At 72.8% G+C, this 25888-nt stretch carries 25 protein-coding genes; 9 read left to right on the top strand and 16 right to left on the bottom strand.

Going from position 1 to position 25888, the window contains the following annotated elements; all coding sequences use genetic code 11:
• Positions 1–44: 44 nt before the first annotated feature.
• The 3 genes from ACQEU6_RS30510 to ACQEU6_RS30500 form a co-directional block, all read right to left on the bottom strand.
• The gene (locus ACQEU6_RS30510) at positions 45–281 is read right to left on the bottom strand and encodes a DUF8836 family protein (RefSeq protein WP_499336488.1); all 237 of its coding nucleotides are present in this window, start codon (positions 279–281) and stop codon (positions 45–47) included.
• 89 nt (positions 282–370) lie between these two features.
• A complete protein-coding gene (locus ACQEU6_RS30505; RefSeq protein WP_499336487.1) occupies positions 371–1144 on the bottom strand; it encodes a sulfite exporter TauE/SafE family protein in 774 nt (257 codons plus the stop codon).
• Between the two features lie 104 nt (positions 1145–1248).
• Entirely contained in the window at positions 1249–2037 is a 789-nt protein-coding gene (locus ACQEU6_RS30500) for an ABC transporter ATP-binding protein (RefSeq protein ID WP_499336486.1), read from the bottom strand.
• A 226-nt stretch (positions 2038–2263) separates the two neighbouring features.
• On the opposite strand from ACQEU6_RS30500, the gene ACQEU6_RS30495 reads away from it, so the two are divergent.
• Entirely contained in the window at positions 2264–3022 is a 759-nt protein-coding gene (locus tag ACQEU6_RS30495) for an Rv1486c family protein (RefSeq protein ID WP_499336485.1), read from the top strand.
• A gap of 181 nt (positions 3023–3203) precedes the next feature.
• On the opposite strand, the gene ACQEU6_RS30490 is transcribed toward ACQEU6_RS30495, so the two are convergent.
• The 5 genes from ACQEU6_RS30490 to ACQEU6_RS30470 form a co-directional block, all read right to left on the bottom strand.
• Positions 3204–3923 carry an RDD family protein gene (locus tag ACQEU6_RS30490; RefSeq protein ID WP_499336484.1) on the bottom strand — a complete coding sequence of 240 codons (720 nt, stop codon included), beginning with the start codon at positions 3921–3923 and terminating at the stop codon, positions 3204–3206.
• Between the two features lie 88 nt (positions 3924–4011).
• Positions 4012–4299, bottom strand: a complete 288-nt coding sequence (locus ACQEU6_RS30485; RefSeq protein WP_499336483.1) for a DUF2752 domain-containing protein — start codon at positions 4297–4299, stop codon at positions 4012–4014.
• A 580-nt stretch (positions 4300–4879) separates the two neighbouring features.
• Positions 4880–5665: a PP2C family protein-serine/threonine phosphatase gene (locus ACQEU6_RS30480; protein ID WP_499336482.1), complete on the bottom strand. Its 786-nt coding sequence runs from the start codon at positions 5663–5665 to the stop codon at positions 4880–4882.
• Positions 5666–5701: 36 nt separating this feature from the next.
• The gene (locus ACQEU6_RS30475) at positions 5702–6403 is read right to left on the bottom strand and encodes a response regulator (RefSeq protein WP_499336481.1); all 702 of its coding nucleotides are present in this window, start codon (positions 6401–6403) and stop codon (positions 5702–5704) included.
• Positions 6400–7539 (bottom strand): GAF domain-containing sensor histidine kinase, encoded by a 1140-nt coding sequence (locus ACQEU6_RS30470; protein WP_499336480.1) that lies wholly within the window; start codon positions 7537–7539, stop codon positions 6400–6402. Before ACQEU6_RS30470 ends, ACQEU6_RS30475 begins: the two co-directional genes overlap by 4 nt.
• Positions 7540–7752: 213 nt before the next feature.
• Between ACQEU6_RS30470 and ACQEU6_RS30465 the strand changes: the two genes are divergently transcribed.
• The 5 genes from ACQEU6_RS30465 (at position 7753) to ACQEU6_RS30445 (ending at position 14412) form a co-directional block, all read left to right on the top strand.
• Positions 7753–8421, top strand: a complete 669-nt coding sequence (locus ACQEU6_RS30465; RefSeq protein ID WP_499336479.1) for an SDR family NAD(P)-dependent oxidoreductase — start codon at positions 7753–7755, stop codon at positions 8419–8421.
• Between the two features lie 23 nt (positions 8422–8444).
• The gene (locus tag ACQEU6_RS30460; protein ID WP_499336478.1) at positions 8445–9776 is read left to right on the top strand and encodes an MFS transporter; all 1332 of its coding nucleotides are present in this window, start codon (positions 8445–8447) and stop codon (positions 9774–9776) included.
• On the top strand, positions 9773–10864 hold the full coding sequence (locus ACQEU6_RS30455) for an S-adenosylmethionine:tRNA ribosyltransferase-isomerase (protein ID WP_499336477.1): 1092 nt from the start codon (positions 9773–9775) through the stop codon (positions 10862–10864). Before ACQEU6_RS30460 ends, ACQEU6_RS30455 begins: the two co-directional genes overlap by 4 nt.
• A gap of 63 nt (positions 10865–10927) precedes the next feature.
• A complete protein-coding gene (gene serB / locus ACQEU6_RS30450) occupies positions 10928–12130 on the top strand; it encodes a phosphoserine phosphatase SerB (protein ID WP_499336476.1) in 1203 nt (400 codons plus the stop codon).
• A 32-nt stretch (positions 12131–12162) separates the two neighbouring features.
• Positions 12163–14412 carry an FUSC family protein gene (locus tag ACQEU6_RS30445; RefSeq protein ID WP_499336475.1) on the top strand — a complete coding sequence of 750 codons (2250 nt, stop codon included), beginning with the start codon at positions 12163–12165 and terminating at the stop codon, positions 14410–14412.
• 4 nt (positions 14413–14416) lie between these two features.
• On the opposite strand, the gene ACQEU6_RS30440 is transcribed toward ACQEU6_RS30445, so the two are convergent.
• From ACQEU6_RS30440 to ACQEU6_RS30425, 4 genes are all read right to left on the bottom strand, one after another.
• On the bottom strand, positions 14417–14884 hold the full coding sequence (locus tag ACQEU6_RS30440; RefSeq protein WP_499336474.1) for a SixA phosphatase family protein: 468 nt from the start codon (positions 14882–14884) through the stop codon (positions 14417–14419).
• A 281-nt stretch (positions 14885–15165) separates the two neighbouring features.
• A complete protein-coding gene (locus ACQEU6_RS30435; RefSeq protein ID WP_499336473.1) occupies positions 15166–17634 on the bottom strand; it encodes a sodium-translocating pyrophosphatase in 2469 nt (822 codons plus the stop codon).
• A gap of 1051 nt (positions 17635–18685) precedes the next feature.
• Positions 18686–19129, bottom strand: a complete 444-nt coding sequence (locus ACQEU6_RS30430; protein ID WP_499336472.1) for an ATP-binding protein — start codon at positions 19127–19129, stop codon at positions 18686–18688.
• 16 nt (positions 19130–19145) lie between these two features.
• Positions 19146–19499, bottom strand: a complete 354-nt coding sequence (locus ACQEU6_RS30425) for an STAS domain-containing protein (protein ID WP_021597910.1) — start codon at positions 19497–19499, stop codon at positions 19146–19148.
• Positions 19500–19750: 251 nt separating this feature from the next.
• Here ACQEU6_RS30425 and ACQEU6_RS30420 point away from each other — a divergent pair, with 251 nt between their 5' ends.
• A complete protein-coding gene (locus ACQEU6_RS30420) occupies positions 19751–22060 on the top strand; it encodes a DEAD/DEAH box helicase (RefSeq protein WP_499336471.1) in 2310 nt (769 codons plus the stop codon).
• Positions 22061–22065: 5 nt separating this feature from the next.
• Here ACQEU6_RS30420 and ACQEU6_RS30415 read toward each other — a convergent pair whose 3' ends face one another.
• Entirely contained in the window at positions 22066–22437 is a 372-nt protein-coding gene (locus tag ACQEU6_RS30415; RefSeq protein ID WP_499336470.1) for a hypothetical protein, read from the bottom strand.
• A 183-nt stretch (positions 22438–22620) separates the two neighbouring features.
• The gene (locus tag ACQEU6_RS30410; RefSeq protein ID WP_499336469.1) at positions 22621–23058 is read right to left on the bottom strand and encodes a BBE domain-containing protein; all 438 of its coding nucleotides are present in this window, start codon (positions 23056–23058) and stop codon (positions 22621–22623) included.
• Positions 23059–23090: 32 nt separating this feature from the next.
• Here ACQEU6_RS30410 and ACQEU6_RS30405 point away from each other — a divergent pair, with 32 nt between their 5' ends.
• Both ACQEU6_RS30405 and ACQEU6_RS30400 read left to right on the top strand, forming a co-directional pair.
• Positions 23091–23390 carry a hypothetical protein gene (locus ACQEU6_RS30405; protein ID WP_499336468.1) on the top strand — a complete coding sequence of 100 codons (300 nt, stop codon included), beginning with the start codon at positions 23091–23093 and terminating at the stop codon, positions 23388–23390.
• Positions 23391–23498: 108 nt separating this feature from the next.
• Complete coding sequence (locus ACQEU6_RS30400) at positions 23499–23726, top strand: hypothetical protein (protein ID WP_499336467.1); 228 nt, start codon at positions 23499–23501, stop codon at positions 23724–23726.
• Positions 23727–23903: 177 nt separating this feature from the next.
• Here the strand turns inward: ACQEU6_RS30400 and ACQEU6_RS30395 are convergent, their stop codons facing one another.
• Both ACQEU6_RS30395 and ACQEU6_RS30390 read right to left on the bottom strand, forming a co-directional pair.
• Positions 23904–25178 carry a hypothetical protein gene (locus ACQEU6_RS30395; protein WP_499336466.1) on the bottom strand — a complete coding sequence of 425 codons (1275 nt, stop codon included), beginning with the start codon at positions 25176–25178 and terminating at the stop codon, positions 23904–23906.
• Between the two features lie 161 nt (positions 25179–25339).
• Positions 25340–25744 carry an Rv3654c family TadE-like protein gene (locus ACQEU6_RS30390; protein ID WP_499340384.1) on the bottom strand — a complete coding sequence of 135 codons (405 nt, stop codon included), beginning with the start codon at positions 25742–25744 and terminating at the stop codon, positions 25340–25342.
• Between the last annotated feature and the right edge of the window lie 144 nt (positions 25745–25888).

Genomic DNA, 25888 nt, shown 5'->3' with positions numbered 1-25888 from the left:
CGGCCGCCGGCCGAGCCGGGCCCGGCGGGCCCGGCTCGCGGCGGTCAGCCGGACGGTTCGCGGCCGTCGGCGGCCGCAGGGTGCTCCACCAGGGCGAGGACGCGGCTCGCCATGAAACGGGCCGTGCGGACGGGGGTGCCCGTCCGGGTGACCTCGCTGACCTCCACGACGCCGCGCCGCGTCGCGATCTCCACGCGGCGGCCCGCCCGGCTCGCCGCGACCTCGTACGTCCGCGACCCCTCGCCGGCGTCGATCACGATCTCGACCCTGTCGCCCTTCATCCGCGCGAACCTCCGGTAGTCGAACGTATATTCGACTTATACCCGGAACGTCTGATTCGCAACCCTTCCCGACGACGCGAAAGCCCTGGTCAGGACAGGAGATTGACGATCGCGACGACGCCCACGACGACGATCACGGCGCGCAGCGCCAGCGGCGGGATCCGGCGGCCGACCCGGGCTCCGACCAGGCCCCCGCAGGTGGAGCCCGCGGCGATGAGCAGCACGACCCACCAGTTGATCTCGGCGTCGCCGAGCAGCCACATGAGCGTGAACAGGATCGCGGCGGTGCCGTTCACGACGGCCGACAGAACGTTCTTGCCCGCGTTCAGGCGCTGCAGGTCGTCGTCCAGCATGATACCGAGCAGCGCGATGAGGATGATGCCCTGCGCGGCGCCGAAGTAGCCGCCGTACATGCCCGCGAGGAGCACGCCGACCCACAGCGCCGGACCGCCGTGCTGCGGCCGGTGCTCGCCCTCCCGGCGGCGCAGCATCCACTTCTGCAGGCGGGGCTGCACGACCACCAGGACCAGCGCGATCACGATCAGCGCGACGACGATGACGTCGAACGCCTCGGCGGGCAGGCCGAGGAGCAGCAGGCCGCCGATCACGGCCCCGATGACGGAGCCGGAGGCCAGGCGCGTCAGCCGGCCGCGCTGCCCCTTCAGCTCGTGGCGGTAGCCGTAGGCGCCCGCCACGCCGCCCGGGACGAGCCCGATGTTGTTGGAGATGTTCGCGACCACGGGCGGGAAGCCGAGCGCCACCAGGGTCGGGAAGGTGATCAGGGACCCGGACCCGACGACGGTGTTGATGCCCCCGGCGGCCACACCGGCCGCGAAGACGGCGGCCGCGTCCAGCAGATTCACGTCCGTCCCATCCCTGCGCTAGGAGTTCCCGGCGGCGCACACATCGTAGGGACCCCGCCCCGCACCCCCGCCGATCGGGGTCGCTTTGTGGCGTCCGGTCCGGTTCAGCGGGCCGAGCGGGCGTACCAGCGGCCGTTCTGGCGGTCGATCGCCAGCGGGAGCCCGAACGTCTCCGACAGGTGCCCGGGGGTGAAGACCTCGTCCACCTTGCCCTGGGCGACGATCCCCCCGCCGCGCAGCAGCAGCGCGTGCGTGAAGCCCTCCGGGACCTCCTCCACGTGGTGGCTGACCATCGCGATGGCCGGTGCGGCGGGGTCGTCGGCGAGGGCGGCGAGGCGGGCGACGAGGTCCTCGCGCCCGCCGAGGTCGAGGCCGGCGGCGGGCTCGTCCAGCAGCAGCAGTTCGGGGTCGGGCATCAGCGCGCGGGCGATCTGGACGCGCTTGCGCTCGCCCTCCGACAGGGTGCTGAACGTCCGGCGGATCAGGTCGGCGGCGCCGAGGGCCTCCAGCAGCGCGACGGCCCGGTCGAGGTCGGTCGAGTCGTACTCCTCCTGCCAGCGGCCGAGGATCGCGTACGAGGCGGTCAGCACCAGGTCGATGACCGTCTCACCCGACGGGACCTTCTCCGCGACGGACGAGCTGGCGAGGCCGATCCGGGGCCGCAGCTCGAACACGTCGGTGCGGCCGAGCTCCTCCTCCAGGATCTGGACGCTGCCCTCGGTGGGATGCAGCATGGCGGCGGCGATCTGCAGCAGCGTGGTCTTGCCCGCGCCGTTCGGGCCGACGATGACCCACCGGTCGCCCTCGTTGACGGTCCATGTGACATCGCGCAGCAGGGTGGCCCCGCCGCGCCTGACCCCGACTCCGCGGAGTTGAAGCACCTCGCCTGCCATCGCGCGCCTTCGTCCCCAATCCGGTGGTCCGTGCTGCCGCTTGCAGGAAAGAACCTATGCGATCCGGGGCGGGAGTGGCCCCCCGGGATGGCACCCGAAGTCGGGCCCGGGAACGCCGCCGCGACGCGAGAGGTCCCTTACGTACGGTGGCACCGGCGATCGGAGCGCTTATCGTGGATCGCATGCCCATTGCGGAACGCACGAGACCGAGAATGAGCACGGACGTATGAGCAGGGCCGTCGCGATCGCCCTCGTCGCCTGGGGCAACGCCTGGCTGACGGGGCACGTCGGCCTGGACGAGGCCGTCGACGAGATCGAGAAGGGCGCGGGCCCGCAGATCGTCGGCGGCGAGCCCGCCGAGGTGACGCTGCGGCGCGGCCTCGGCGACCTGCGCGTCGGCGGGCTGGCGGCGCTGCGGCTGGCGCTGCCGGAGCCCGGCGACCCGCTGGGGCTGACGGGGCCGCCGGCCTTCAACGCCGCGGCGGTCGAGGCGGGCGCCGCCGTCGTCGCCGTGCTCGACGGGCGGGCGATGGGGCTCGTCCCGTCGGAGGACCGGCGCGGCTCGTCCTACGTCGGCGTCCGCTGGACGACGCACGAGGCGTCGGCGGCGCCGCCCGACGTCCCGTCCCTCGCGGAGGCCGACCGGCGGCTCACGCTCGCCATGCGGGACGCCACCGAGGCGCTGCTGGCCGTCGACGACTTCGCCGGCGTCCCGCCCGAGATCGGTGACGCGCTGGTCGACCTGCGCGACCCCGACCGCGGCGACCACCCGCTGTCCCCCGGCTACCCGCCCCGCGCCCACCGCGTCGCCGCCCTCGCCGGACGCCTCTCCCTCGTCGTCGACCTCGCCCGGCAGATGGACGACCGCGGCCTCAGCGCCGACCAGATGCGGCGCCGCGGCGAGGCCCTCCGCCTCCTGGACGGCGCCGTCCGCCGCGCCCTGGTGGCGGCCTGCAACAGCGCGTTCGACCCGGTGGAGCGCTAGCGAAGCGAAAGCTGCCGGGGGCGAACCCGCCTTTGCCGAGGGGTGTGGGGGCCCACACGGAAAAACACCCCGTCCCTGGGCGGAGCGCTGGCGGAGTGCGGGCTTTGCCTGGGGATTCGGGGCCTTGGACGGCGAAGCGGGGCGTCCCTGGTTGGGGCGCCCCGCTGTCGTGGGTCGTGGGTCAGGCGCGGACCACGATGGTGTTGCAGATCTTGTCGGCGAAGGTCTGCTTGCGCTCGTCCCACAGCGGCCAGAGGAAGCCGATGTAGCACAGGAAGCTGTCGGCGACGTGCGCGATCTTGCGCACGAAGGCCATGCCGAAGCCGATCGGCTGGCCGGTCTGCGCGCTGATGAGGCGGATGCCCATCTGGCGCTTGCCGATGGACTGGCCGGTGGTGCCCTCCTGGTAGCAGATCCACAGGCCGCCCGCGATGGAGATGGCCGCGCCGATCAGCATGAGCAGGAGGCCGAACAGGGCCGCGCCCGAGCTGCCGGAGCTGGAGAGGATGATCATCAGGATGTACAGCACGAACACCGGGCCACCGAAGATCAGGTAGTCGATGATGTAGCCGCCGGCGCGCGAGCCCCACTCGGCGAGCTGGCCGCCCGAGCCGTAGTGGTGGTGGTGCACCTCGTAGCCGGGCTGGGAGGGCCCCGAGGGCGCGCCGTAGCCGGGCTGGGCGGGGGGCTGCTGGCCGTACCCGGGCTGAGCCGGGGGCTGGCCGTAGCCCGGCTGGGCCGGGGGCTGGCCGTACCCGGGCTGAGCCGGGGGCTGCTGGCCGTAACCGGGCTGAGCCGGGGGCTGGCCGTAACCAGGCTGGGCCGGGGGCTGCTGGCCGTACCCGGGCTGCTGCTGCCCGTAGCCCGGCTGCTGACCGTACGGGTCGTAGGGGTTACCCACACTTGCTCCTTATTGATTGACCCTGTGGTTATGTGACGCCCGCCGGACCCGGTGGGCTCCGCAAGTCTGTCCGAGGACCGACCGAGGCTCAAACTCGCAGAACACCGAACCGGACGAGCTGCCACAGCTCCGACCCGACGAGGGCGGTGCCGAGCATCCAGGCACGGGCTTTCGGCTGTAGTGCCCACCACCGTCCACCCAGTCCCAGCGGTGCGGCGGCGACGGCGATGGCGCCGGTGAGCGCGACCGGGTTCGCGAGGACGGCCTGGCCGGGGCGGCCCGAGCCGAACTCGATGAACACGGTCGTGCCCCCGCACAGGGGACACGGGATTCCGGTGAGCGCCCGCAGGGGACAGAGCACGCCGGGGTCGTTCACGCGATGGATCCATGCCGCGCCGATGGCCGCGACGGCCATCGCCGCGACACGCAGCAGCGCACCCTGGGGTCCGTGCCGCGCTGCGGTGAGGGTCCGGCTGACGATCCCCCCGAGCGCACCTCGCGGTGCACCGGCGGACGCCGCCCCGGGCGCTCCCCCCAACGAATCCTCCGCCTCGATGACATACAGGTGAGTGACCCGTATATCGGGTGCACCCTGAGGCGGGTCAAGTCCGGGCAACGATCTGCTATTAGACCGTTACTCAGCGCTCGGCGACACCACCTCTGGGGCAAGAGTAGGACAAATCACCTGCTACATGGGCACTCTTTCGCGTTACGAGTATGAATGAATCGTCCTGTTCGGGGCGTGCGGCGAACGGGACGTGCGCGCGAACCGGGCGGGGCCGGGGATGCGCCGGAGGGGGAGGAGATCGGCGCGGCGAACTGGGGCGCGGCGTGTCGCACGGGCGGACGAGCCGGCGCCGTCGCGGCGGGCCCGGGGCGTCGAGGCCCGAGGAAGCGGCCGGCCCGGGGAGCGTCGGGCCGGGTCCGGCGTCCGGCCCGGGGCGGGCCGGCGAGTGTCAGGCCTGGGCGGCGGCGCCGACGATGACGGGCTCGTCGGCGCCGGAGAGGTGCTCGGCCTCGACGACGTCGGCGATGACGGCGGTGATGTTGTCGGGACCGCCGTTGTCGCGGGCCATCTCGATCAGCCGGTCGACGGCGCGCTGCGGGTCGGCCTCGGCGGACAGCACCTCGTAGATCTTCTGCGCGTCGACCGGGCCGCTCAGGCCGTCCGAGCACAGCAGGTACCGGTCGCCGAGACGGGCCTCGCGCAGCCGCAGGTCGGGCTCGCGGTCGTCGCGCCCGTCCAGCACGCGGTACAGCACGTGCGAGAGCCGGGACGTCTCCGCGGGATCGGCCTGCTGGCCGGCCTGCTCGGCCTCCGCCTTGAGCAGCTCGTCCATGGTGTGGTCCTGCGTCATCTGGAAGAGCTCGCCGTCGCGCAGCAGGTAGCCGCGCGAGTCTCCGACGTGCGCCAGCGCGACGGACTCGCCGGACCAGAGCATGGCGGTGAGCGTGGTCCCCATCCGGCTCAGGTCGGGGCGCTCCTCCCGGACGATGCGCAACTTCTCGTTGGCCTCGGCCACGGCGCGGCCCAGCATGTCGACAAGATCGTCTTTATGGGCGTCGGCGTCCAGCGAGCGCAGTGAGCCGATCACGGTCGAGCTCGCGACCTCGCCGCCCGCATACCCGCCCATGCCGTCCGCGACCGCGATCAACCGCGCACCGGCATACCCGGAGTCCTCGTTGTTCTCCCGGTTGCACCCGATGTCGCTGCCTGCTGCGTACCTGATTGCTACGTTCATACCAATTTCGATGACGATCCTGTCAGAGGAGTTGTATCAGCCGCGGGCGGTGGTCTTCCCGGTTTCCCCGGCGGCACTCGTGTTTCCCACACCGTGCCGGACCGCGTACAGCGCCGCCTGCGTCCGATCCTGGACTCCCAGTTTCATGAGCAGATTACTGACGTGCGTCTTGACCGTCTTCTCGGACACCACGAGGGCGCGGGCGATCTCCCGGTTGGACCTGCCCCGCGCTATGTGCACGAGCACCTCCCGTTCCCGTTCGGTCAGCGCGGCGAGGCCGCGGTCGTCCCGTCCCGCGTCACCCGCCGTCCCGTTCCGCAGCATCGCCTCGGCCGCGTCGGGCGCGAACAGGACGTGCCCGTCGTTGACCGCCCGGATCGCCTGGACGAGCGCCTGCGGGTCGACGTCCTTGTACAGGTACCCGGCCGCCCCGGCCTGGACCGCCGGCAGCACGTGCCCGCGTTCCGTCACGCTGGTCAGGACGAGGACCCGTGCCGCCACCCCGCGAGCCCGCAGCTCCGCCAGCGCGGTCAGGCCGTCGGCGCCCGGCATCTTGAGGTCCATGAGCACGATATCGGGCTCCAGGGATTCGGCCAGTGTCACGGCCGACGCGCCGTCCTCGGCCTCGCCGACGACCTCGATGTCGTCCTGGATTCCGAGGAAGGTCCGCAGGCCCTGCCGGACGACCGGATGGTCGTCGGCGATCAGGACCCGGATCGGCCCCCGCTCCGCGCTCACAGCGGCACCTCCAGCCGCACGGTCGTGCCCCGGCCGGGCGCGGCGTCGATGGCGAGGTCGCCGCCGATCGAGTACGCCCTCTCGCGCATGGAGGTGAGACCCAGCCCGCCTTGGGGCTCCGTCTCGGACGCGTCGAAACCGGCGCCGTCGTCGGAGACCTCTAGCACCGCCCGTTCGTCCTCCGTGCGCAGACGCACCTGCACGGTGCTCGCCCCGGCGTGGCGTAGCGCGTTGTAGAGCGCCTCCTGGGTGATGCGGAAGGCGACGGCCTCATGCTCCTCCGGAAGGACGATCGCCTCGTCGGCGCAGAGGCGGACGTTGGACTCGTGCGCGCGGTCGAGCACCTCGACGTGCTTGCGCAGCGACGCCACGAGGCCGTCCGCCAGATCGGCGGGTCGCAGCTCGAAGATGACGGCGCGCAGCTCGGCGAGGGCCTCGGCGGCGAGCCGCTCGACCTGCTGGAGCTCCTGGACGGTCCTGACCGGGTCGCGCTCGGCCAGCGCGGTCGCGGTGCGGGCCGTCAGCCGCAGCGAGAACAGCTTCTGCGCGACGGCGTCGTGCAGCTCCCGGGCGAGCCGGTTCCGCTCGGCGACGACCGTCAGCTCGCGGTTGTGCTCGTACAGGCGGGCGTTCGCCATCGCGATCGCGGCGTGCGCGGCGAACAGGGTGAGCAGGTCTTCGTCGTCCTGGGTGAAGCCGCCGGGACGGCGCTTGTTGGCCAGGAAGACGATGCCGAGGACGTCATCGCCGTCGCGGATCGGCACGCCGAGGAAGTCCTTCAGGACGGGGTGCGCGACCGGCCAGCCCTCGAACTCGGGCTCCTTGCGGATGTCGCCGAGCCGCTTCGGCGCGTCGCCCTTCAGCATCGCGGCGAGCATCCCGTGCTGGCGGGGCAGCGGGCCGATCCGCTCCCACTCCTCCTCCGAGGCGCCCTCGACGACGAACTCGGCGAACGAGCCCTCGTCGTCGGGCACGCCGAGGGCCGCGTACCGGGCGTCCAGCAGCTGCGCGGCCGCCCGGACGATCACCTGGAGCACCTCGTGCACGGACAGGTGGCGGGTCACCGCGAGCACGGCGGAGCTGACGGCGTGCAGGGTCGCGCCCTGGTCGCCTCGGCAGCCCTCGTCCGTGTCCATCCGGCCTCTCGTTCTCCCCCCGGCGCGCGCCCCGCGACGCGCGCATGTGAAGACCGTACTCTCTAGGCGGGTCTTCTCGAATCAGCCGGCGGGAGTACGCGCCGCGCCGCCCCTCCCGCGGGCGCGGGACGCGGGTCCTAGGACCATCTGACGACCGTCCGGGGGACCCGTCGGCCGATGCCGCCGGGCGCGCCGGTTCCTAGCGTCGAGAGCATGAAGACGGCACTGATCACCGGGGCCTCCCGCGGCCTCGGCCGGGCGCTCGCCCGGACCCTCGCCCGGGACGGCTGGACCCTCGTCATCGACGCCCGCGACGGCGCCGCGCTGGCCGCGGTCGCGGCCGAGACCGGCGCGACGGCGATCCCCGGAGACGTCGCCGATCCCGCGCACCGGGCCGCTCTCGCCCGCGCGGTGGAAAGCGGGCTCGACCTGCTCGTCAACAACGCGAGCACGCTCGGCCCGACGCCGATGCCCCGGCTCGCCTCGCTTCCCGAGGACGCCGTGGCGGACACGTTCGCGACGAACGTCCTGGCGCCGCTCGCGCTGATCCAGGCCGTCCTGCCCGGCCTGCGGGAGCGGCGCGGCGCGATCCTCAACATCACGTCGGACGCGGCCGTGGAGGGCTACGAGACGTGGGGCGGCTACGGGGCGTCCAAGGCGGCGCTGGAGCAGCTGTCGAACGTCCTCGCGGCCGAGGAGCCGGGCGTGGCCGTGTGGTGGGCCGACCCGGGCGAGATGAACACCGCCATGCTCCGCGCGGCGGGCGAGGACGCGGACGCGGCCCCGCCGCCCGAGGAGGCCGCCGCCGCGCTCCACCGGCTCGTCTCCGGCCGCCTCCCCAGCGGGCGCTACCGCGCGGCGGACCTGGCGGCCGCGCGGTGACCGCCGTCCTTGATCATGATCGGGTGGCAACAAAACGGGGCATATTGGGCACGGGGTTCCGGGGCGCGACGCTCGGGATCGTCCTGGTCGTGACGCTGCTGGCGTTCGAGAGCATGGCCGTCGGCACCGTCATGCCGGTCGTCGCGGGCGACCTGGACGGCCTGCCCCTGTACGCGTGGGGCTTCAGCGCGACCCTGATCACGAGCCTGCTGTCCACGGTGCTCGCGGGCGGCTGGGTCGACCGGTCGGGACCGACCCGGCCGTTCCTGATCGGGCTCGGCGTGTTCGTCGCCGGGCTGCTGGTCGCGGGCGCGGCCCAGTCCATGTGGGTGTTCGTCGCCGGGCGCGCCGTGCAGGGCCTCGGCACGGGCGTCCCGCTCGTCGCCCTCTACGTCGTGATCGCCCGCGTCTACCCGGAGGACCTGCGGTCCCGGGTGTTCGCCGCGCTGTCGGCCGCCTGGGTGCTGCCGTCGCTGATCGGCCCGGCGGCCGGCGGCGCCCTGGCCGAGCACGCGGGCTGGCGGTGGGTGTTCCTCGGGCTCGTCCCGCTGGTGATCCCGCCGGCGCTGCTGCTGCTCCCCGTCCTGCGCGGCATCGCGCCGTCCGGTGCCGCCCCGGGCCCGGGCCGGTCGCGGCTCCCGGCCGCCCTCGGCGTCGCCGCCGGCACCGGCGTGCTCCTCTACGGCCTCGACAGGACGGGCCGGACGATGCTGCCCGCGATCCTCCTCGGCCTCGCCGGCGTGGCGTTCGGGCTGCCCCGGCTGGTGCCCGCCGGAACCCTCCGGCTCCGCCGCGGGCTGCCGAGCGTCATCGTCGTCCGGGCCCTGCTGTCGGGGGCCTTCTTCGGCACCGACGTCTTCATCCCCCTGGCGCTGACGCGGCTGCACGACTTCAGCGCCACGCAGGCGGGGGTCGTCCTGACGGTCGGCGCGCTCGGCTGGTCGGCGGCGTCCCAGATCCAGGGCCGCTCCGAGCGCCCCCGCGAGTTCTACGCCCTGCTCGGCGCCGTGCTCGTCACCACCGGGATCGTCCTCGCCACCGTCGCCCTGCAGTTCTCCGGCTGGCTCGCCGCCCCCGCGTGGATCGTCGGCGGCGCCGGGATGGGCTTCTCGATCGGCAGCCTCTCCGTCCTGCTGCTCGACCTGTCGGCCGAGGACGAGCAGGGCGTCAACTCCTCCGCGCTGCAGATCAGCGACACCCTCGGCTCGTCCCTCGTGGTCGGGTTCGCGGGTGCGCTGGTCACCGGCTTCGGCGCCGCCCGGCTGGACGCCGGGCTCGCCGTCGCCGGGGCGCTGTTCGCCGCGATCGCCGCGTTCGGCGCGATCGCCGCTCTCCGTCTGGAGGTCCGGACATGACCGTCGACTTCACCCTCCCCGCCTCGCTGGAGGCGCACGAGCCGCCCGAGGCGCGCGGCCGGACCCGCGACGGCGTCCGGCTCCTGGTCTCCCGGCGCGCCGCCGGCACGAGCCCACAACGCGCCGCCGGCACGAGCCCACAACGCGCCGCCGGCACGGTCTCCCACCACGGGTTCCGCGACCTGCCCGACCTGCTCGACCCGGGGGACCTGCTGGTCGTCAACACCTCGGCCACCCTGCCCGCCGCCGTCCGCCTCGACCGGATCAGCGTGCACTTCTCCACCCCGGTCCCCGGCGCAGACGACCGGCTGTGGCTCGTCGAGCTGCGCCGCCTCACCGGCAAGGCCAGCCGCCCGTACGGGGGCGGCTCCCCCGGCGAGTGGATCCCGATGCCCGGCGGCGCCACCCTCACCCTGGTCGGACGGCACCGCCACCCCTCCCGCGGGGAGTCCGACCGGCTCTGGCAGGCCCGGCTGAGCACCGACGTCGTCCCCTACCTGCGGCGCCACGGCGTCCCGATCCGGTACGGGTACGTCCGCCGCGACTGGCCGGCCGCCGCCTACCAGACCGCCTTCGCGCACGACCGCTCGTCCGGCGGCGCGGAGATGCCGAGCGCCGCCCGCCCCTTCACGCCCGAACTGGTGACGCGGCTGGTGTCGCGCGGCGTGCTGATCGCCCCGATCACCCTCCACACGGGCGTCGCCTCCCCCGAGGCCCACGAACCGCCCTACGCCGAGCGCTACGCCGTCCCCGAACCGACCGCCGCCCTCGCCGGGCACGTCCGGGCGCGGGGCCGCCGGGTGATCGCCGTCGGCACCACCGCCGTGCGCGCCCTGGAGACGGCCGTGGACGCCGCGGGACGCGTCCAGGCGTCCTCCGGCTGGACCGAGCACGTCGTGACCCCGGAGGGCGGCGTCCGAGCCGTGGACGGCCTCCTCACCGGCCTCCACGAGCCCAGGTCGTCCCACCTGATGATGCTGACCGCCATCGCGGGCCGCGACCTGCTCACCGCCACCTACGAGGCCGCCCTCGCCGAGGGCTACCTCTGGCACGAATTCGGCGATCTGAACCTGATCCTGCCCGGATAGCGTCTCGCATGCCGGACCTGACGGGCGGGACGCCCGGCGCGGCCGGTACCGTTGTGGACAGCTATGGACGGGTCAGCAGAGCGCACGCTGCTCATCACACTCACCGGCCGCGACCGCCCCGGCGTCACGTCGCGCCTCTTCCGGACACTTTCGCAGTTCCCACTGACGGTGGCGGACGTCGAGCAGGTCGTGATCCGAGGACGGCTCGTCCTCGGCGTCCTGCTCTCCTACACCGAGGGCGCCGACATCGGACGGGTGTGGAACGCCGCCGAACGCGTCGCCAACGACCTCGACATGGAGATCGAGCTGTCGACCGGGCGCAACAAGCGGATGCCGAAGCGCAGCGGGCGCCTGCACGTCACCGTCCTCGGCAACCCGCTCAAGCCCGCCGCCATGGCGGGCATCGCCGGGCGGATCTCCGCGCACGGCGCCAACATCGACCGCATCGAGCGCCTCGCCCAGAACCCCGTCACCTGCATCGAGCTGGACGTGTCCGGCGCCGACCCCGACGGCCTGCGCGCCGCGCTCACCGCCGAGGCCGCCGAGCAGCAGGTCGACGTCGCCGTCCAGCACAGCGGCCTGCACCGGCGCGCCAAGCGGCTCATCGTCATGGACGTCGACTCCACCCTCATCCAGGGCGAGGTCATCGAGCTGCTCGCCGAGCACGCCGGCTGCCTCGACGAGGTCGCCAAGGTCACCGAGGCCGCGATGCGCGGCGAGCTCGACTTCGAGGGCTCACTGCGCGAGCGGGTCGCGCTCCTCGCCGGGCTGGACGCCTCCGCCATCGACGCCGTCCGCGACCGCCTCCGCCTCGCCGCCGGCGCCCGCACCCTGGTCCGCACCCTCAAGCGCCTCGACTACAAGTTCGCGATCGTCAGCGGCGGCTTCACCCAGGTCACCGACGCCCTCGTCGAGGACCTCGGCATCGACTACTCCGCGGCCAACACCCTGGAGATCCAGAACGGCAAGCTCACGGGCCGCGTCACCGGCCAGGTCATCGACCGCGCCGGCAAGGCCACCGCCCTGGAGCGCTTCGCCCGCGAGGCCGGCATCCCGATCAGCCAGACCGTCGCGATCGGCGACGGCGCCAACGACCTCGACATGCTCCAGGCCGCCGGCCTCGGCATCGCCTACAACGCCAAACCCGTCGTCCGCCAGGCCGCCGACACCGCCGTCAACGTCCCCTACCTCGACACCATCGTCTTCCTCCTGGGCATCTCCCGCGAAGAGGTGGAAGCCGCCGACGCCGAGGACCCCCAGGGGTAGCGCCCCAGGGGAAAAGGGGGTAGACACCCCCCATGCTGCGGCGGGCGCGCGGGGCTTATGCCCAGGTGCATGGGCAGGCGGCGCCCTACTACGGGCTGGCCGCTGCGCTCGCGGTGACCGTGCCGCTGCTCGTGGGGGCGCTGACCGGGCGCGCCGCGCAGGGGTCGATGATCGCGCTCGGTGCGTACCTCGTCGCGCTGCGGGCGCCGGAGGGCCCCTACGGGGCGCGGGCGCGCAACCTCGCCGTCGGCGTCTTGATCGTCGCGGTCGGGTCCGGGGTGGGCGGGCTGCTCAGCGGGCACCTGTGGCCAGCCGTGATCGTGGTTCCGCCGCTGGTCGCGCTCGGCGTGGCGGTGCCGCGGATCGGGTCGACGGCGGGGCTCGCGGTGCTGCTGAGCGCCGTCCGGCCGCCGTCCGCGGACGTGGTGGACGTCGGGCTGCTGGAGCTGGTCGGCGGGCTGCTCACCGCCGGGCTGCTGCTGGCGCCCTGGCCAGCGCGGCGGCTGCGGCCGCTGCGGGAGGCGCTGAGCGAGTCGGCCGACGCGGTCGCCGAGGCGCTGGACGCCGTCGCGCAGGACGTGGGCGCCCCCGACGCGGGGCCCCTCGACGCCGTCGAGCTGACGAACCCCGACCTGATGGCGGTCACCCGCATCCCCGACTGGGAGGCCAAGCGGCGGGCGGCGTCGGAGTCGCTGACGGCGGCGCGCGCCACCTACGGGCTGTACCGGTCGGGGCGGGCGGGGAACGAACCCACGCGGCCCGAGCGGGTCATCGACGCGCTGGGGCGCGTCCTGCACGAGACGGTGACGCTCCAGGCCGTGCTGGAGGCGGCGAAGAACTACCCGCCGGACCGCGAGTGGCAGCTGGAGACGCAGACGGCGATCTCGGCCCTCGCGGCGCGGCTGCGGCTGCTGTCCGGGGCGATCGCCACGGCGGGTGAGGCGCCGCTCGGCCGCGAGGAGTCCGCCGCCGTCCGGCGGATGGTCCGCGCCGCCGAGCAGATCAGGCGCGCCGGGCTCGCCGGGGACGAGGACCTGGTCGCGGTCGCGCTGATCGGCCAGGTGCGCCGCTCCGTCGACCGCATCGCCGGCGAGGTCGCCTCCACGCGCCGGCTCGTCGCGGGCGGCCTGCGCATCAGGTTCGGGGCGCCGCGGATGCCGGGCACGCTCGACCCGACGCCGGTCTGGGACCGGGTGCGCCGCGCCGTCCGCACGCGGTCCCCCACGTTCCGGCAGGTGTCGCGGGTGTACGTGACGGCGGTCGTGTCGATGGCGCTCGCCGCCGCGCTGAAGATCCCGCACGGCCACTGGCTGACCATCACCGCGATGCTGAGCCTGCGCGCCACCTACGGCGAGACCGTGGACCGGCTCGTCCAGCGCGTCGGGGGCACCGCGGCCGGGGCCGCCGTCGCCGCGGTCATCCTGACCCTCGCGCCCGGGCAGCCGACCGTCGCGGTCATCGCGTTCTGCTTCGCGGGCGCGGGGTTCGCGATGCGGGCGGTGAACTTCTCCTACTGGGCCCTGTTCGGCACGCCCCTGGCGATGATGCTGCTGGACTTCTCCGCGCCCGCCGACTGGCGCATCGCGGGCGAGCGGATCGGGCTCACGCTCGCCGGGTCGCTGATGGCCTACCTCGCCGTCCTCCTGCTGTGGCCCGCCGGGCACCTCGAACGGCTGCCCGGCCAGCTCGAACGGCTCCTGCGGACGCACGCGGGCCTCGTCCGGACGGCGGCGGACGTCCTCGCCGGGGAGCGGGTCCGGCTGGCGCACGACACGATCGTGACGGCGGAGCGGGCGGCGGAGGCCGTCGCCGAGACCCGGACCCGGCTCGGCCACGAGCGGGTGCCCGACCTCGAACTGATCGACCGGCTGCGCAGGGCCGTGGCCGCCGCGCACCGCGCCCGCGACCACCTCATCGCGGTCGCGAAGCTGTCCCGGGAGCAGGCCGTGGACACCGGGCCGATCCCCGAGATCCTCGACCGCCTCGCCGACCAGCTGGAGGAGGCGGCCGGCCTGCTGGAGGAGCCGGGGGAGCGCGACCCGGAGGCCGGCATTCCCGTCCTGGAGCTCGCCGAGGAGCTCGCCGAGCTCGACTCCTACCTGTCCACGCTGACCCGGCGGCGCCGCGCCGAGATCAAGGAGGGCGTCGGCCCCGACGAGCCGACCCCGCTGCGGCACGCCCTGCTCCAGGTCTCCGGGACCCGCTACACGATCAGGGAGCTGCGCGAGGACGTGAACCAGGTCATCGCGTCGTCGCTGGAGGCCGCCGAGCCGCCGGGCTGAACCGTCAGTCCTTCGGCGTGTGGACGGTGCGCAGCGCGCCGAGGCCGGGCCGCACGTCCGCCCACTCGCCGGGAGGAAAGTCGATCACGGCGACGGTGCAGGTGGGGAAGGCGTCGGGGGCCTGGCCGGCCAGGTCGTGGACGAGGTGGTGCACGGACGGGTTGTGCCCGACGAGGAGGAGCGTCCCGGCGTCCGGCGCCTCGGAGACGAGGGTCAGGAGCCCGTCGGGGTCGTTGTCGTAGATGCCCGGCTCGAAGGCGGTCTCCGCGTCCAGCGCCAGGCGGGCGAGGGTCTCCCGGGTCCGCGCGGCGGGCGAGCACAGGACCCGCCCGGGAACGAGGTCGTTCGCGCGCAGCCAGTCCCCGGCCGCGGTCGCGTCACGGCGCCCGCGATCGGTGAGCCTGCGTTCGATGTCAGGTATGCCGAGGCCGGCTTCGGCCTTGGCGTGGCGGAGCACGATGAGCGTGGGCATGGGCGTCACATTAGGGGGCCGCGAGGGCCGCCAGGGTCCAGAGCACGAGCATGATGCCGAGCATCCCGCCGATCACGATCGCGAAGCCCTTGGGCCCCGACATCGCCCGCTTGCCGCCGCCGCTCGCCACGGCCGCCTCCCGAGTTCGGTCCGCCTGGGTCGAGGACGGGACGTCCCGCCCTCACGTCCAGCGTACGACCGGCCCCGGGATGGTCGCACGGGACCCCTGGAAACGCGGAGGGCCGGTGGCGCGTCGCCACCGGCCCCACGCGTTCAGACGGTCAGGACTTCCCGGCGGACGACTCCTCGGCGTCCGGCTCGGCCTTGGCCCCGGCCTGGTCGGCGCCTACGGCCGCTTCTTCCGGAGCCCCTTTGTCGAGCCCGCCCGCCGCCTCGCCGCTCTTCGCGGCGTCCGGCCCCGGCCTGCCGCCCTCGACGGCGGGGTCGCCGGACGAGTCCGCGATCGGGTCGGCGCGCCGCTTGGAGATCACGATCGCCGCGACGACGACCGCGACGGACAGCACGGTGACGCCGACGCGCAGCGGGGTGTTGCCCGCGTAGGTCACCACCGCGTCCGCGATCAGCAGCGCGACCAGGTTCATCACCTTGATCAGCGGGTTGATCGCGGGACCGGCGGTGTCCTTGAAGGGGTCGCCGACCGTGTCGCCGATGATCGTGGCCTCGTGCGCGTCGCTGCCCTTGCCGCCGAGGTGGCCCTCCTCGACGAGCTTCTTGGCGTTGTCCCAGGCGCCGCCGGAGTTGGCGAGGAACACCGCCATCAGCACGCCCGCGGCGATGGCGCCGCCGAGGTAGGCGCCGAGCGGCGCGTACCCGAGGGCGAAGCCGACCGCGATCGGCGTCATGATGGCCAGCAGGCCCGGCGTGGCGAGTTCGCGCTGCGCGTCCCGGGTGCAGATGTCCACGACCCGGTCGTAGTCGGGCTTCTCGCTGTAGTCCATGATCCCGGGCTTGGTGCGGAACTGCTCGCGCACCTCCACCACGACCCGGCCGGCCGCGCGGCCCACCGCCATGATCGCCAGACCGGAGAACATGAACACCACGGCCGCGCCGATGATCAGCCCGATCAGCACGTTCGGGCTCGCGATCGACAGGTTGAAGTCCAGGAACTCGGCGCCGATCGCGTCCTTGGCGCTGTTCGACGCGCCGGCGAGCGCCGCGATCACCGTCGTGCGGAACGAGCCGAACAGCGCGGTCGCGGCGAGCACCGCCGTCGCGATCGCGATGCCCTTGGTGATGGCCTTGGTGGTGTTGCCGACCGCGTCCAGCCGCTCCAGCACCGAGGCGGCCTCGCCCCGGACGTCCCCGGACATCTCGGCGATGCCCTGGGCGTTGTCGGAGACGGGCCCGAAGGTGTCCATCGAGACGATCACGCCGACGGTGGTGAGCAGCCCGGTGCCGGCCATCGCCACCGCGAACAGCGCGACGGTGGTGTTGCCGAAGCCGAGCAGGAACGCCCCGTACACCGCGGCGCCGATCACCAGCGCGGTGTAGACGGCCGACTCCAGGCCGAGCGAGATGCCCGACAGGATGACGGTGGCGGGCCCCGTCCGGGCGCTGTTGGTGACCTCCTTGACCGGCTTGCGGTTGGTCTCGGTGAAGTAGCCGGTGAGCAGCTGGATCGCGCTGGCGAGCACGATGCCGATCAGGACGGAGCCGAGCGCGACCAGGCGCGGGTCGGCGTCCAGGCCGGCGATGGCCTTGTCGCGGACGCCGTCCAGGTCGGCGAAGGACGAGGGCAGGTACACGAAGGCGGCGACCGCGACGAGGACCGCCGAGATCCCCGCGGAGATGAAGAAGCCCCGGTTGATCGCGGTCATCCCGGACCGGTCGCCGGAGCGGGGCGCCACCGCGAAGATGCCGATCACCGCGGTGATCACACCGATCATCGGCACGATCAGGGGGAACGCCAGGCCCTGGTTGCCGAACGCCGCGGTGCCGAGGATCAGCGCCGCGACGAGCATGACCGCGTACGACTCGAACAGGTCGGCGGCCATGCCGGCGCAGTCGCCGACGTTGTCGCCCACGTTGTCGGCGATCGTCGCCGCGTTGCGCGGGTCGTCCTCGGGGATGCCCTGTTCGACCTTGCCGACCAGGTCGGCGCCGACGTCGGCGGCCTTGGTGAAGATGCCGCCGCCGACCCGCATGAACATGGCGAGCAGCGCGGCCCCGAACCCGAAGCCCTCCAGCACCTTCGGCGCGTCGCCCTGGTAGGCCAGCACCACGACCGCGGCGCCGAACAGGCCGAGCCCGACGGTGAACATCCCGGCGACGCCGCCGGTGCGGAAGGCGATCCGCATCGCGGTCTTCTCGCCGCCCTCCTCCCGGGCGGCCGCGGCGACGCGGACGTTGCCCCGGACGGCCAGCCACATGCCGGTGAACCCGGTGACGGCGGAGAAGATCGCACCGATGACGAAGAAGACGGACCGGCCGATCCGCTCGCCGGTGGAGTCGGCGGGCAGCATCAGCAGGACGAGCGGGATCAGGACCACGAAGATCGCGACCGTGCGGAACTGGCGTTTCAGGTAGGCGCCGGCGCCCACCTGAACGGCGCGCGCGATCTCTTGCATCTTCGCGGTGCCCTGGCCGGCGGCCAGGACGTCGCGTACGAGACCCGCGGCGACGGCCAGTGCGAGCAGTGCGACCACGGCGACGACGACGACCAGGGAAAGGTCGCCGCCGCCGAGATCCACTTCAGCGCTGGCCGGGTCTGACAGGGAAAACCCGGGCATCCGTCCTCCTCGACAGGGGCGTTGCGATCGCGACCGAGATAAAAGCGATCTTTACCGCGTACCCAACGAGTCACGATTTCGAACGCCTCGCACGGCAACACGGGTGCCGGGAGTCTACGCACGCGTAAGTCGAATGTTAAGGCCGCGACGCCCTTCACGAAGATGTCGCCGAAATGAAACACGCGATACGCCGGAAATTGACCCATTGGCCTGTTCAGGCGGCATCGTCCCAGGTCAGACCGGGCCAGACTTTCATTACCCGGCCGATACCTTGACGGGCACAGGCCATGACCGGCACATCGGCACGACCACCGGCCTCGGCATTCAAGCTAGGCATTAACACGGAATATGTCTAGACCCAAATCGCCTCAGATCCCGACGATCACAAGAGAATCTCACACCCTCCACCCCACCAGCCCCACGGCCCCCCACCCGCGCTCACCCACGGTGACCGCCCCCGCCCCCCGCCACGCGAGGCAACGCCCCACCCTTTCCCGCGCCCCCAGCGCGGGCCACGCCACAGACGCGACGAGAGGCGCAGACACTCCGGGCCAGGGGGCAGCGCGACACGTGGACACAGGCACATGCGGCGAGAGCACCGGGCAGCCTCTGGTGCGGGCCCGTCAGGTGAACAGGTGCGCCCGATGGGGCGGGCTTCTTAAGAGACGTCAATGACCTGCCCCCGCATTCGAAGGCGGGTTCGGGTAAGCAGGAACGTGCTCGCGCAGCGAGCCCCTGGGCGAGCCGGAGCGATGCCAGCGATCGCCAGCAGTTCTCGATGATGGAGGGCCGTCAAGGCCCGAAGGAGGAAGGCACGAGCAGGGCCGCCAAGCCCTACAGAGACCACGGTTGCAAAGGACACACCGCCGACCTCAGCCGGTGGAGCAACCACGCGGCGACCTCAATACCCGCGATCGCGTCCGAAGGCAGGTTCGAGCGGAGCGAGAACCTGATCGCGCAGCGAGCCCCTGGGCGAGCCGAAGCGATGCAGCGATCGCACGCAGTGGCTTGCTTTTTCGGGCCCCCAGGCCCGAAAAAGCAAACACTGCAATCAAATACTCGCCTCGGCCTCGGCCGGCCAGCTCATCCGTATCTGGACCCCCTTCGGCGTGTTGGCGATCTCCACGTCGTCGGCGAGCCCGGCGATGACCGCCAGGCCGAGTTCGGCGGAGCCCTCGCCCAGCACGAACTCGTCCTCCTCCTCGTCCGAAGCGGCCGCGGGGAGCCCCTCCGGCGAGAGGTCGCCGGGGACGGTGTCGCTGACGATCACCTCGAAGCGGCCTTTCCCGCCGCGCAGTTCGAGGCGGACGGGTTCGTCCGGGCAGTGCCGGCGGTGCGCCTCCACGGCCCGGGAGCACGCCTCGGCGACCGCGAGCCGGACCTCGTCCAGGAGAGGTTCGGCGACGCCGCTGCGGCGCGCGACGGCGGTCACGATCAGGCGGGCGGTCCGGACGTGGACGGGCAGCGCGCTGAAGGACAGTTCAACGGTCGACATCTCAGCCGCGGGCCGCCTACTTGGCGCCCTTGCGCTTCTCCTCGGCCTCGGCGATCGAGTCGTGGATGCCGAAGACCTTGGTCAGCCCCGTGATCCGGAAGATCTTGAGGATGCGCTCCTGGGTGCACACGAGTTCCAGCGAGCCGTCGTGGGCGCGCACCCGCTTCAGTCCGCCGACGAGGACGCCGAGCCCGGTCGAATCGAGGAACTCCACCTTCTCCATGTCCACGAGCAGGTGGAACTTGCCCTTGTTGACCAGGTCGATGAGCTTCTCGCGAAGCTTCGGCGCCGTGTAGACGTCGATCTCGCCCTCCACGTTGATGACGGTGAGGCCATCGTCGGTGGTGTAGTCGTTAACCTTCAGATCCACAGATCCTCCACGCGCCGTGCAGCACTATCCGATCCCGCTCGTCCGGGCCCCTTGGGTAGGGCGCCGACCGCCGAGACTTCGCCGTGATTCAACCACGCCCCGGCGTCGTGTACGCGCGTAATCGCCCACACGGGCGAAAGTTCGCGCCATCCCGCCTGACCTGCTGATCTCAGGGTCAGAGCAGGGGGAACGGGCCCTCCGGCGCCGGGGCGTTCCCGTAGTTTTGCCCCGGCTGGCACACTGAAAACCTGATGGGCGCCCAAAGATCCTCAACTCCCCTGGACCGGCTGCTCGCCGACCCCGCGCGGCGCGAACGCATCACCCATGTGGAGAGCGTTCCCGCACGGCGCGGACGCCGGGCCGCGTGGCCCTCCTGGTCGACGCCGCTGCTGGTGGAGCGGCTGGCCGCCGCCGGCATCGAGTCCCCGTGGAGGCACCAGGCCGCCGCGGCCGAGCACGCCCGCGCCGGACGCTCTGTGATCATCGCCACAGGGACGGCGTCCGGCAAGTCGCTCGCCTACCTGCTGCCCTGCGTCGAGGCGATCTACGCGGGTGACGAGAACCCTCGCCATGAGGGAACGGTCTTGTATCTCTCGCCGACGAAGGCTCTGGCCGCCGACCAGCTCCGCGCTCTCCGTTCGCTGCGCCTCACGCGGCTGCGCGCCGCGACCTATGACGGCGACACCCCGCAGGACGAACGGACGTGGGTCCGGCAGCACGCCAACTACGTACTGACGAATCCGGACATGCTGCACAGGTCGCTCCTTCCCTCGCACGCCCGGTGGTCGTCCTTCCTGCGCCGCCTCCGCTATGTCGTCATCGACGAGGCCCACGGGTACCGAGGCGTCTTCGGGTCGCATGTCGCGCAGGTTCTGCGCCGCCTGCGCCGGGTCTGCGCGCGGTACCACGCGTCCCCCACGTTCATCCTCGCTTCGGCCACCGCGTCGGAGCCCGCTGTGGCCGCGTCCCGCCTCACTGGCCTTGACGTGGTGGCCGTGGACGACGATGCCTCTCCGCGCGGGCCCGCCACGTTCGCCCTGTGGGAACCGCCGCTGACAGACCTGCGCGGTGAGCAGGGTGCGCCCGTTCGCCGTACGGCCACCGCCGAGGCCGGTGACCTCTTGGCAGACCTTGTCGTCGAGGGCGTTCAGACGCTGGCCTTCGTACGGTCCAGGCGCGGCGCCGAGTCGGTGGCGCTCAGCGCCAAGCGCGCTCTGCACGAGGTAGCCCCCGGCTTGGCCGAGCAGGTCGCCGCCTACCGCGCCGGTTATCTGCCTGAAGAACGGCGCGCCCTGGAGGCCGCCCTGCGCTCACGCTCGATCGTCGGCTTGGCGAGCACGAACGCCTTGGAGCTCGGCGTGGACGTCTCGGGGCTCGACGCGGTCCTGGTCTGCGGATGGCCGGGCACCCGCGCGTCCCTCTGGCAGCAGGCGGGACGCGCCGGACGTTCCGGGCAGGCGGCGCTGTCGGTCCTGGTGGCCCGCGACGACCCGCTCGACACGTTCCTCGTCCACCACCCCGAGGCGATCTTCGGGACGCCGGTCGAGGCCACCGTGCTCGACCCCGACAACCCCTACGTCCTCGAACCGCACCTGTGCGCCGCGGCGTCCGAGATGCCGCTCACCGAGGACGACCTTCCGCTGTTCGGGCCCGCGACCGCCGACCTGCTGCCGGACCTGGTGCGCCGCGGTCTGCTGCGCCGGCGCCCCGCCGGCTGGTACTGGACGCGGCGCGACAGGGCCTGCGACCTGGCCGACATCCGGGGCGCGGGCGGCGCCCCCATCCAGGTCGTCGAAGCTTCCACCGGGCGGCTCCTCGGCACCGTGGACGAGCCGTCCGCGTACACCACCGTCCATGAGGGGGCGGTCTACATCCACCAGGGCGAGTCGTTCATCGTCCAGACCCTCGACCTGGACGACTCTGTCGCGCTCGTCGAAGCGGCCGACCCCGACTACTCGACCACCGCCCGCGACGTCACCGACATCAGCATCGTGGAGCGGCTCCGCTCGGTCTCCTGGGGCGAGGCCACGCTCAGCTTCGGGACCGTCGAGGTCACCCGCCAAGTGGTCGCCTACCAGATGCGCCGCTTGCAGACGGGCGAGATGCTCGGCGAGAAACCCCTGGACCTGCCGCTAAGGACTCTCCGTACGCGCGCCGTATGGTGGACGCTCTCCGAAGACCAGATCTCGCGTTTGGACGACCTCGACCTGGCAGGCGCCGCCCACGCCGCCGAACACGCCTCGATCGGTCTGCTCCCCTTGTTCGCCACGTGCGACCGCTGGGATATCGGCGGCGTCTCTACGGCCGTCCACCCGGATACCGGGCTGCTCACCGTCTTCGTCTACGACGGGCATGAGGGCGGCGCGGGATTCGCCGAGCGCGGCTACGGCGACGCCGCTTCCTGGCTGCGCGCTACCCGCGACGCCATCGCGTCCTGCGAGTGCGACTCGGGCTGCCCGTCCTGCATCCAGTCCCCCAAGTGCGGCAACGGCAACGAGCCCTTGGACAAGCGCGGTGCTCTCGACCTTCTGGCCGTCCTCCTGCACGAGGCCCCGGAGTAGCGCGTTCAGTTGGGGGCGACGCGCTGGGCGGGGACGGAGGCCTGGTCGTCCATCCCGCGCCGGGCCTGGGCCAGCGCCTGCTGGAGCCTGCGCCGCTCCATCTCCAGGGTCTGCAGGGACTCCTCGTGCTCGTCCCGCAGGTCGCGGAGCTCGCGCCGCATGCCCATCGCGCGCCGGAACCCCAGCGTCGCGACCATCATGCCCGCCATGAAGACGATGGCGACGACGGCGCCCGCCATGAAGACCTGCCACTGCGAGGTGATCCCCGGGACCTCGTCGCCGAACAGGGTCAGCCGGGTCGCGCCCGGATTGTCCAGCACCACGGCGACGCCGACGGCGCCGGCGGCGAGCGCGACGAGCAGTCCCAGGAAGATCATGCGGAGGGTCCCCTCTCCATCGGGCCCGGTTCAGGACGGGGCCGAGGTCTCGGACAACGGACCGCATTGCCGGACAAGCCAGACGATCCGACTGGCAAGGCAGCCTAGACCGTGCCCAGAGCTCTCGCCAGCCCCACTGCCCTCACCCGTCCCCCGGGAAAGCGGTGAACGAGGCGGGCCGCGTCACGCGAGCACGGGTTCCGCCGGGTGCGTCGGACGGATGTTCTGGTTGAGGCGGAACAGGTTGGCCGGGTCGTAGGCGTCCTTGAGCGCGACCAGCCGCGCGTACTCCTCGCCGTAGCCGTCGCGGACGCGGTTCCCCTCCGCCGTGAAGTTGACGTACGACGCCCCCGTGCCGAACGGCCGCATGGCCGACGCGAACGCGCGGGTCCCGGCGGTCATGGCCCCGTCGTCGGACGGGTCCGCCCACACCGAGATCGGGTGGAACAGGTAGCGGGCGTCCCGGTGCGAGAACGCGGTCGCCTCGTCGGGCACCCTCGCTACGCCCTGGCCGATCCGGAAGACGACCATCTGGGACAGCGGGGCGCCGCGTCCGGCCCGCTCGCCGGCGTGGGAGAGGAACGTCTCCGTCGCGCTCGGCGCGGTCCCGCAGCCGCTCACCGGAGTCGTGCGCCGCCGCCCACTCGCCGCGCGTGAGCGCGGCCAGCGCGAGCGACCACACGAGCGGCGGCTCCGGCCCGGCGCCGAGCCGGCCGGCCAGCCGCAGCGCCCGCGCGTGCACCCGCGTCATCCGCTCCGACCCGTACCCCTCGCACGCCACGAGCGGCGCCGGCAACGCCGTCAGCAGACGCAGCTGGGTCCTGGCGCTGCCCACGGCCGGCCGCGACAGCCGCTCCAGCCGTCCCGCGATCATCGCCCGCACCCTCGCGGTGTCCGCGGGCGCGTCCGCCCGCATGGTCTCCACCACGAACAGCGGGTTGCCCTCGCTGTAGCCGTACAGGCGGTGGAGGGCCTCGGCGTCGAGCGGGCCTCCCGCGACGCGCTCGGCCGGCTGCGCCGCCTCCGCCCGGCCGAGCCTGCCGAGACGCCGCTCGTCAGGGATGTCGACCGCGAGGCCGCCCAGGACGGGCAACTTCGGCAAGGGCCCCGAGAACCCGTCACGCCTGGCCGAGATCAGCGGCTCCCTGAACGACCTGCCCTCCGACCGCTACCCGAACCTGGTGGCGGTCGCCGACACCCTGACCGCCCGCCCAGGCCTGACAGACCGCTTCGACCTGGGCCTGCAAGGCATCCTCACCGGCCTATCCCAAGATCACCAAGCCACCTGACCAACCCAAGTCCGCCCTCCCCACAACCCCAAGCGCACCGAACGCCCGAAAGCCCGGAGGGGCGGCGCGGAGACCGCTGCGCGCGTTGCCGTCCTGCCAGGCACCAGACGCAGACCAAGCAGACCCATCCGGCCCGCAGGGGCGTGTGCTCTGCTCGGTCAGGGGTGGTTCAGAGGGTCACTTGCGACGGCGGCCGCGCTTGGGCTTCGCGCCGCGCTTGGGCTTCGCGCCGGAGTCGGCGAGGCGGACGTTCACTCCGCCGGACGGCTTGCGAAGGGTCGCGGGACGGCGGCCGGTCTTCGGCTTCGAGTCGAGGACGGCCGTGCCGGTCCCGCGCTTCGACGAGCGGGCCCCCTTGGCTCTGGCCGCCGCGACCGGGGCGGTCTTGGCGAGGGCCTCGGCGCGCGCGATCTGCTGGCGCGTCTTGCTCACCCGCCTGCGGCCGGTGCCGCTGCGCGCGATGCGGGCCGCCATGCCGTTGCTGCTCGTCCCCGCCTGGGCGACGCGCAGGCGGCGCGTCCAGGTCCCGAGGTGCGCGGCGACGATCAGCAGGACCAGCGCGATGCCGACGCTCTTGCCCCACTGGAGCCGGTCGGTCGCCGCGATGTTCTGGGCCCGCGGCGAATCGGTGGCGATCTGCGGCGCGGGGTAGGTGAACCCCGGCGTCGCGCCGTCCGGCTGGACGGACGGGAGGGTCACCGGCGACTCGTTGTTGAACGGCGTCAGCGGCGTGCCGGCGCTGGGGACCCCGGAGCCGCCGGACGGCAGGGACGGCACCGAACCGCCAGGGGTCGAACCGGTTCCGCCGCCCAGCGAGGCGGTCGCCGAGGTGATGCCCGAGTAGAGCGATCCACCCGTGCCCGTGGACCTGACCGCCTTGACGCCGACGGAGGCCGCGCCGCTGGACCTGGTCAGCGCCAGGGTGGTGGAGCAGTTCGTTCCCGAGCAGAGGGAGTTCAGCGAACCGGACTTGGACTTCACGCCCGAACCGGCGAGCGTGTAGCCGGTGAGGTCGTCTTCGAGGCCGCGGTTCCACTTCACGACGAGCTTGCCGCCGGACGCCCCGGCGGACACGCCGGTGGGGGCCGCCGGCGTGATGCGCACGGTGAAGGTATTGGAGTCGTAGACGTGGTTCGTCTGCTTGCCGAGCAGGAAGACCTTGTAGCGACCATTTCGGTTGATCGAGAAGGTTCCGGACATATCGCCGGAGAGACCCTTCTCCTGGAGGAACGTGTCGCCGATCCCGGGACCCTCCACCCGCAGCTGCATCGTGATCGCGAAGTCGAAGTGGGCCTTCGCCGTCACCTGGGACCCGCTGCTGATCACGGCGCCGTTGGCCGGGACGATGACGCTGGTCGAGGCCGCCTGCGCGGGCAGGGCGGCGAGTACCGGGAAGCTCATCGCAAGGGGTGCCGCGAGCGCGATCGCACCGATCCTGCGAATGATGGTCACGGCCTCAATCCCTTCGACAGCTCGCGCCGGTCTTCCGCCGGGCGCACCGCACCCGGCGATAACTACAGGCTTACGGCAGCGTAACGTACCACCCGGTAGCAAAAGTCACAGCGGGATGACAAAGAGGAACGTGTTTTCATTCTCCGCACCCCTCCCCGCCTCTATTGACACTCAGTGCAACGAGACATGTGGCGCCAGGGTACGCCGTCTCGCGCCACAGGGCCAGCCCTCGCCCGAGAAACGATCCGTCGTCCCCCCAGCCCCATGAGCCTCGGGACTTCGACGGCCACCGAGACGTCGACGACCTCACCCCGCACCACGCATCGCACCATCCGCGCCCCCGACCCGACCGCGATCCGCCCGGCCCGGGCACAGGCGGCCGCGCCCCCGTCCGCGACCCGCGCCGCCCCCGCCAGCGCCGCCATGTCCGCCGCCGCCTCCCCCCGGTTCCGCGCTCCCCGGACCCCGCCAACCAAGATCGCCGCCACCCCCGCCACCCAGACGACGACCGCGAACCCCAACACCCAGACCGACCCCGACCCCCGATCCCCACCCCAAGCCCTCACCCGCCGCCCCCAGCCCTTCCACTCCCGCTCCCCAACCCGCTGCCGCACTTTCCCCCTCCACGCCTCGACCCCACCGCCCCACGCCCCGACCACACCGCACCTCCCGCTCCCCGCCCACACTTCAACTCCCTCACCGCCCTCCCG

It is taken from the genome of Spirillospora sp. CA-108201 (genome assembly GCF_050936235.1).
Lineage (GTDB): Bacteria > Actinomycetota > Actinomycetes > Streptosporangiales > Streptosporangiaceae > Spirillospora.
The sequence above is the reverse complement of the archived record's forward strand: the minus strand, read 5'-3'. Positions and strand labels throughout refer to the sequence as shown.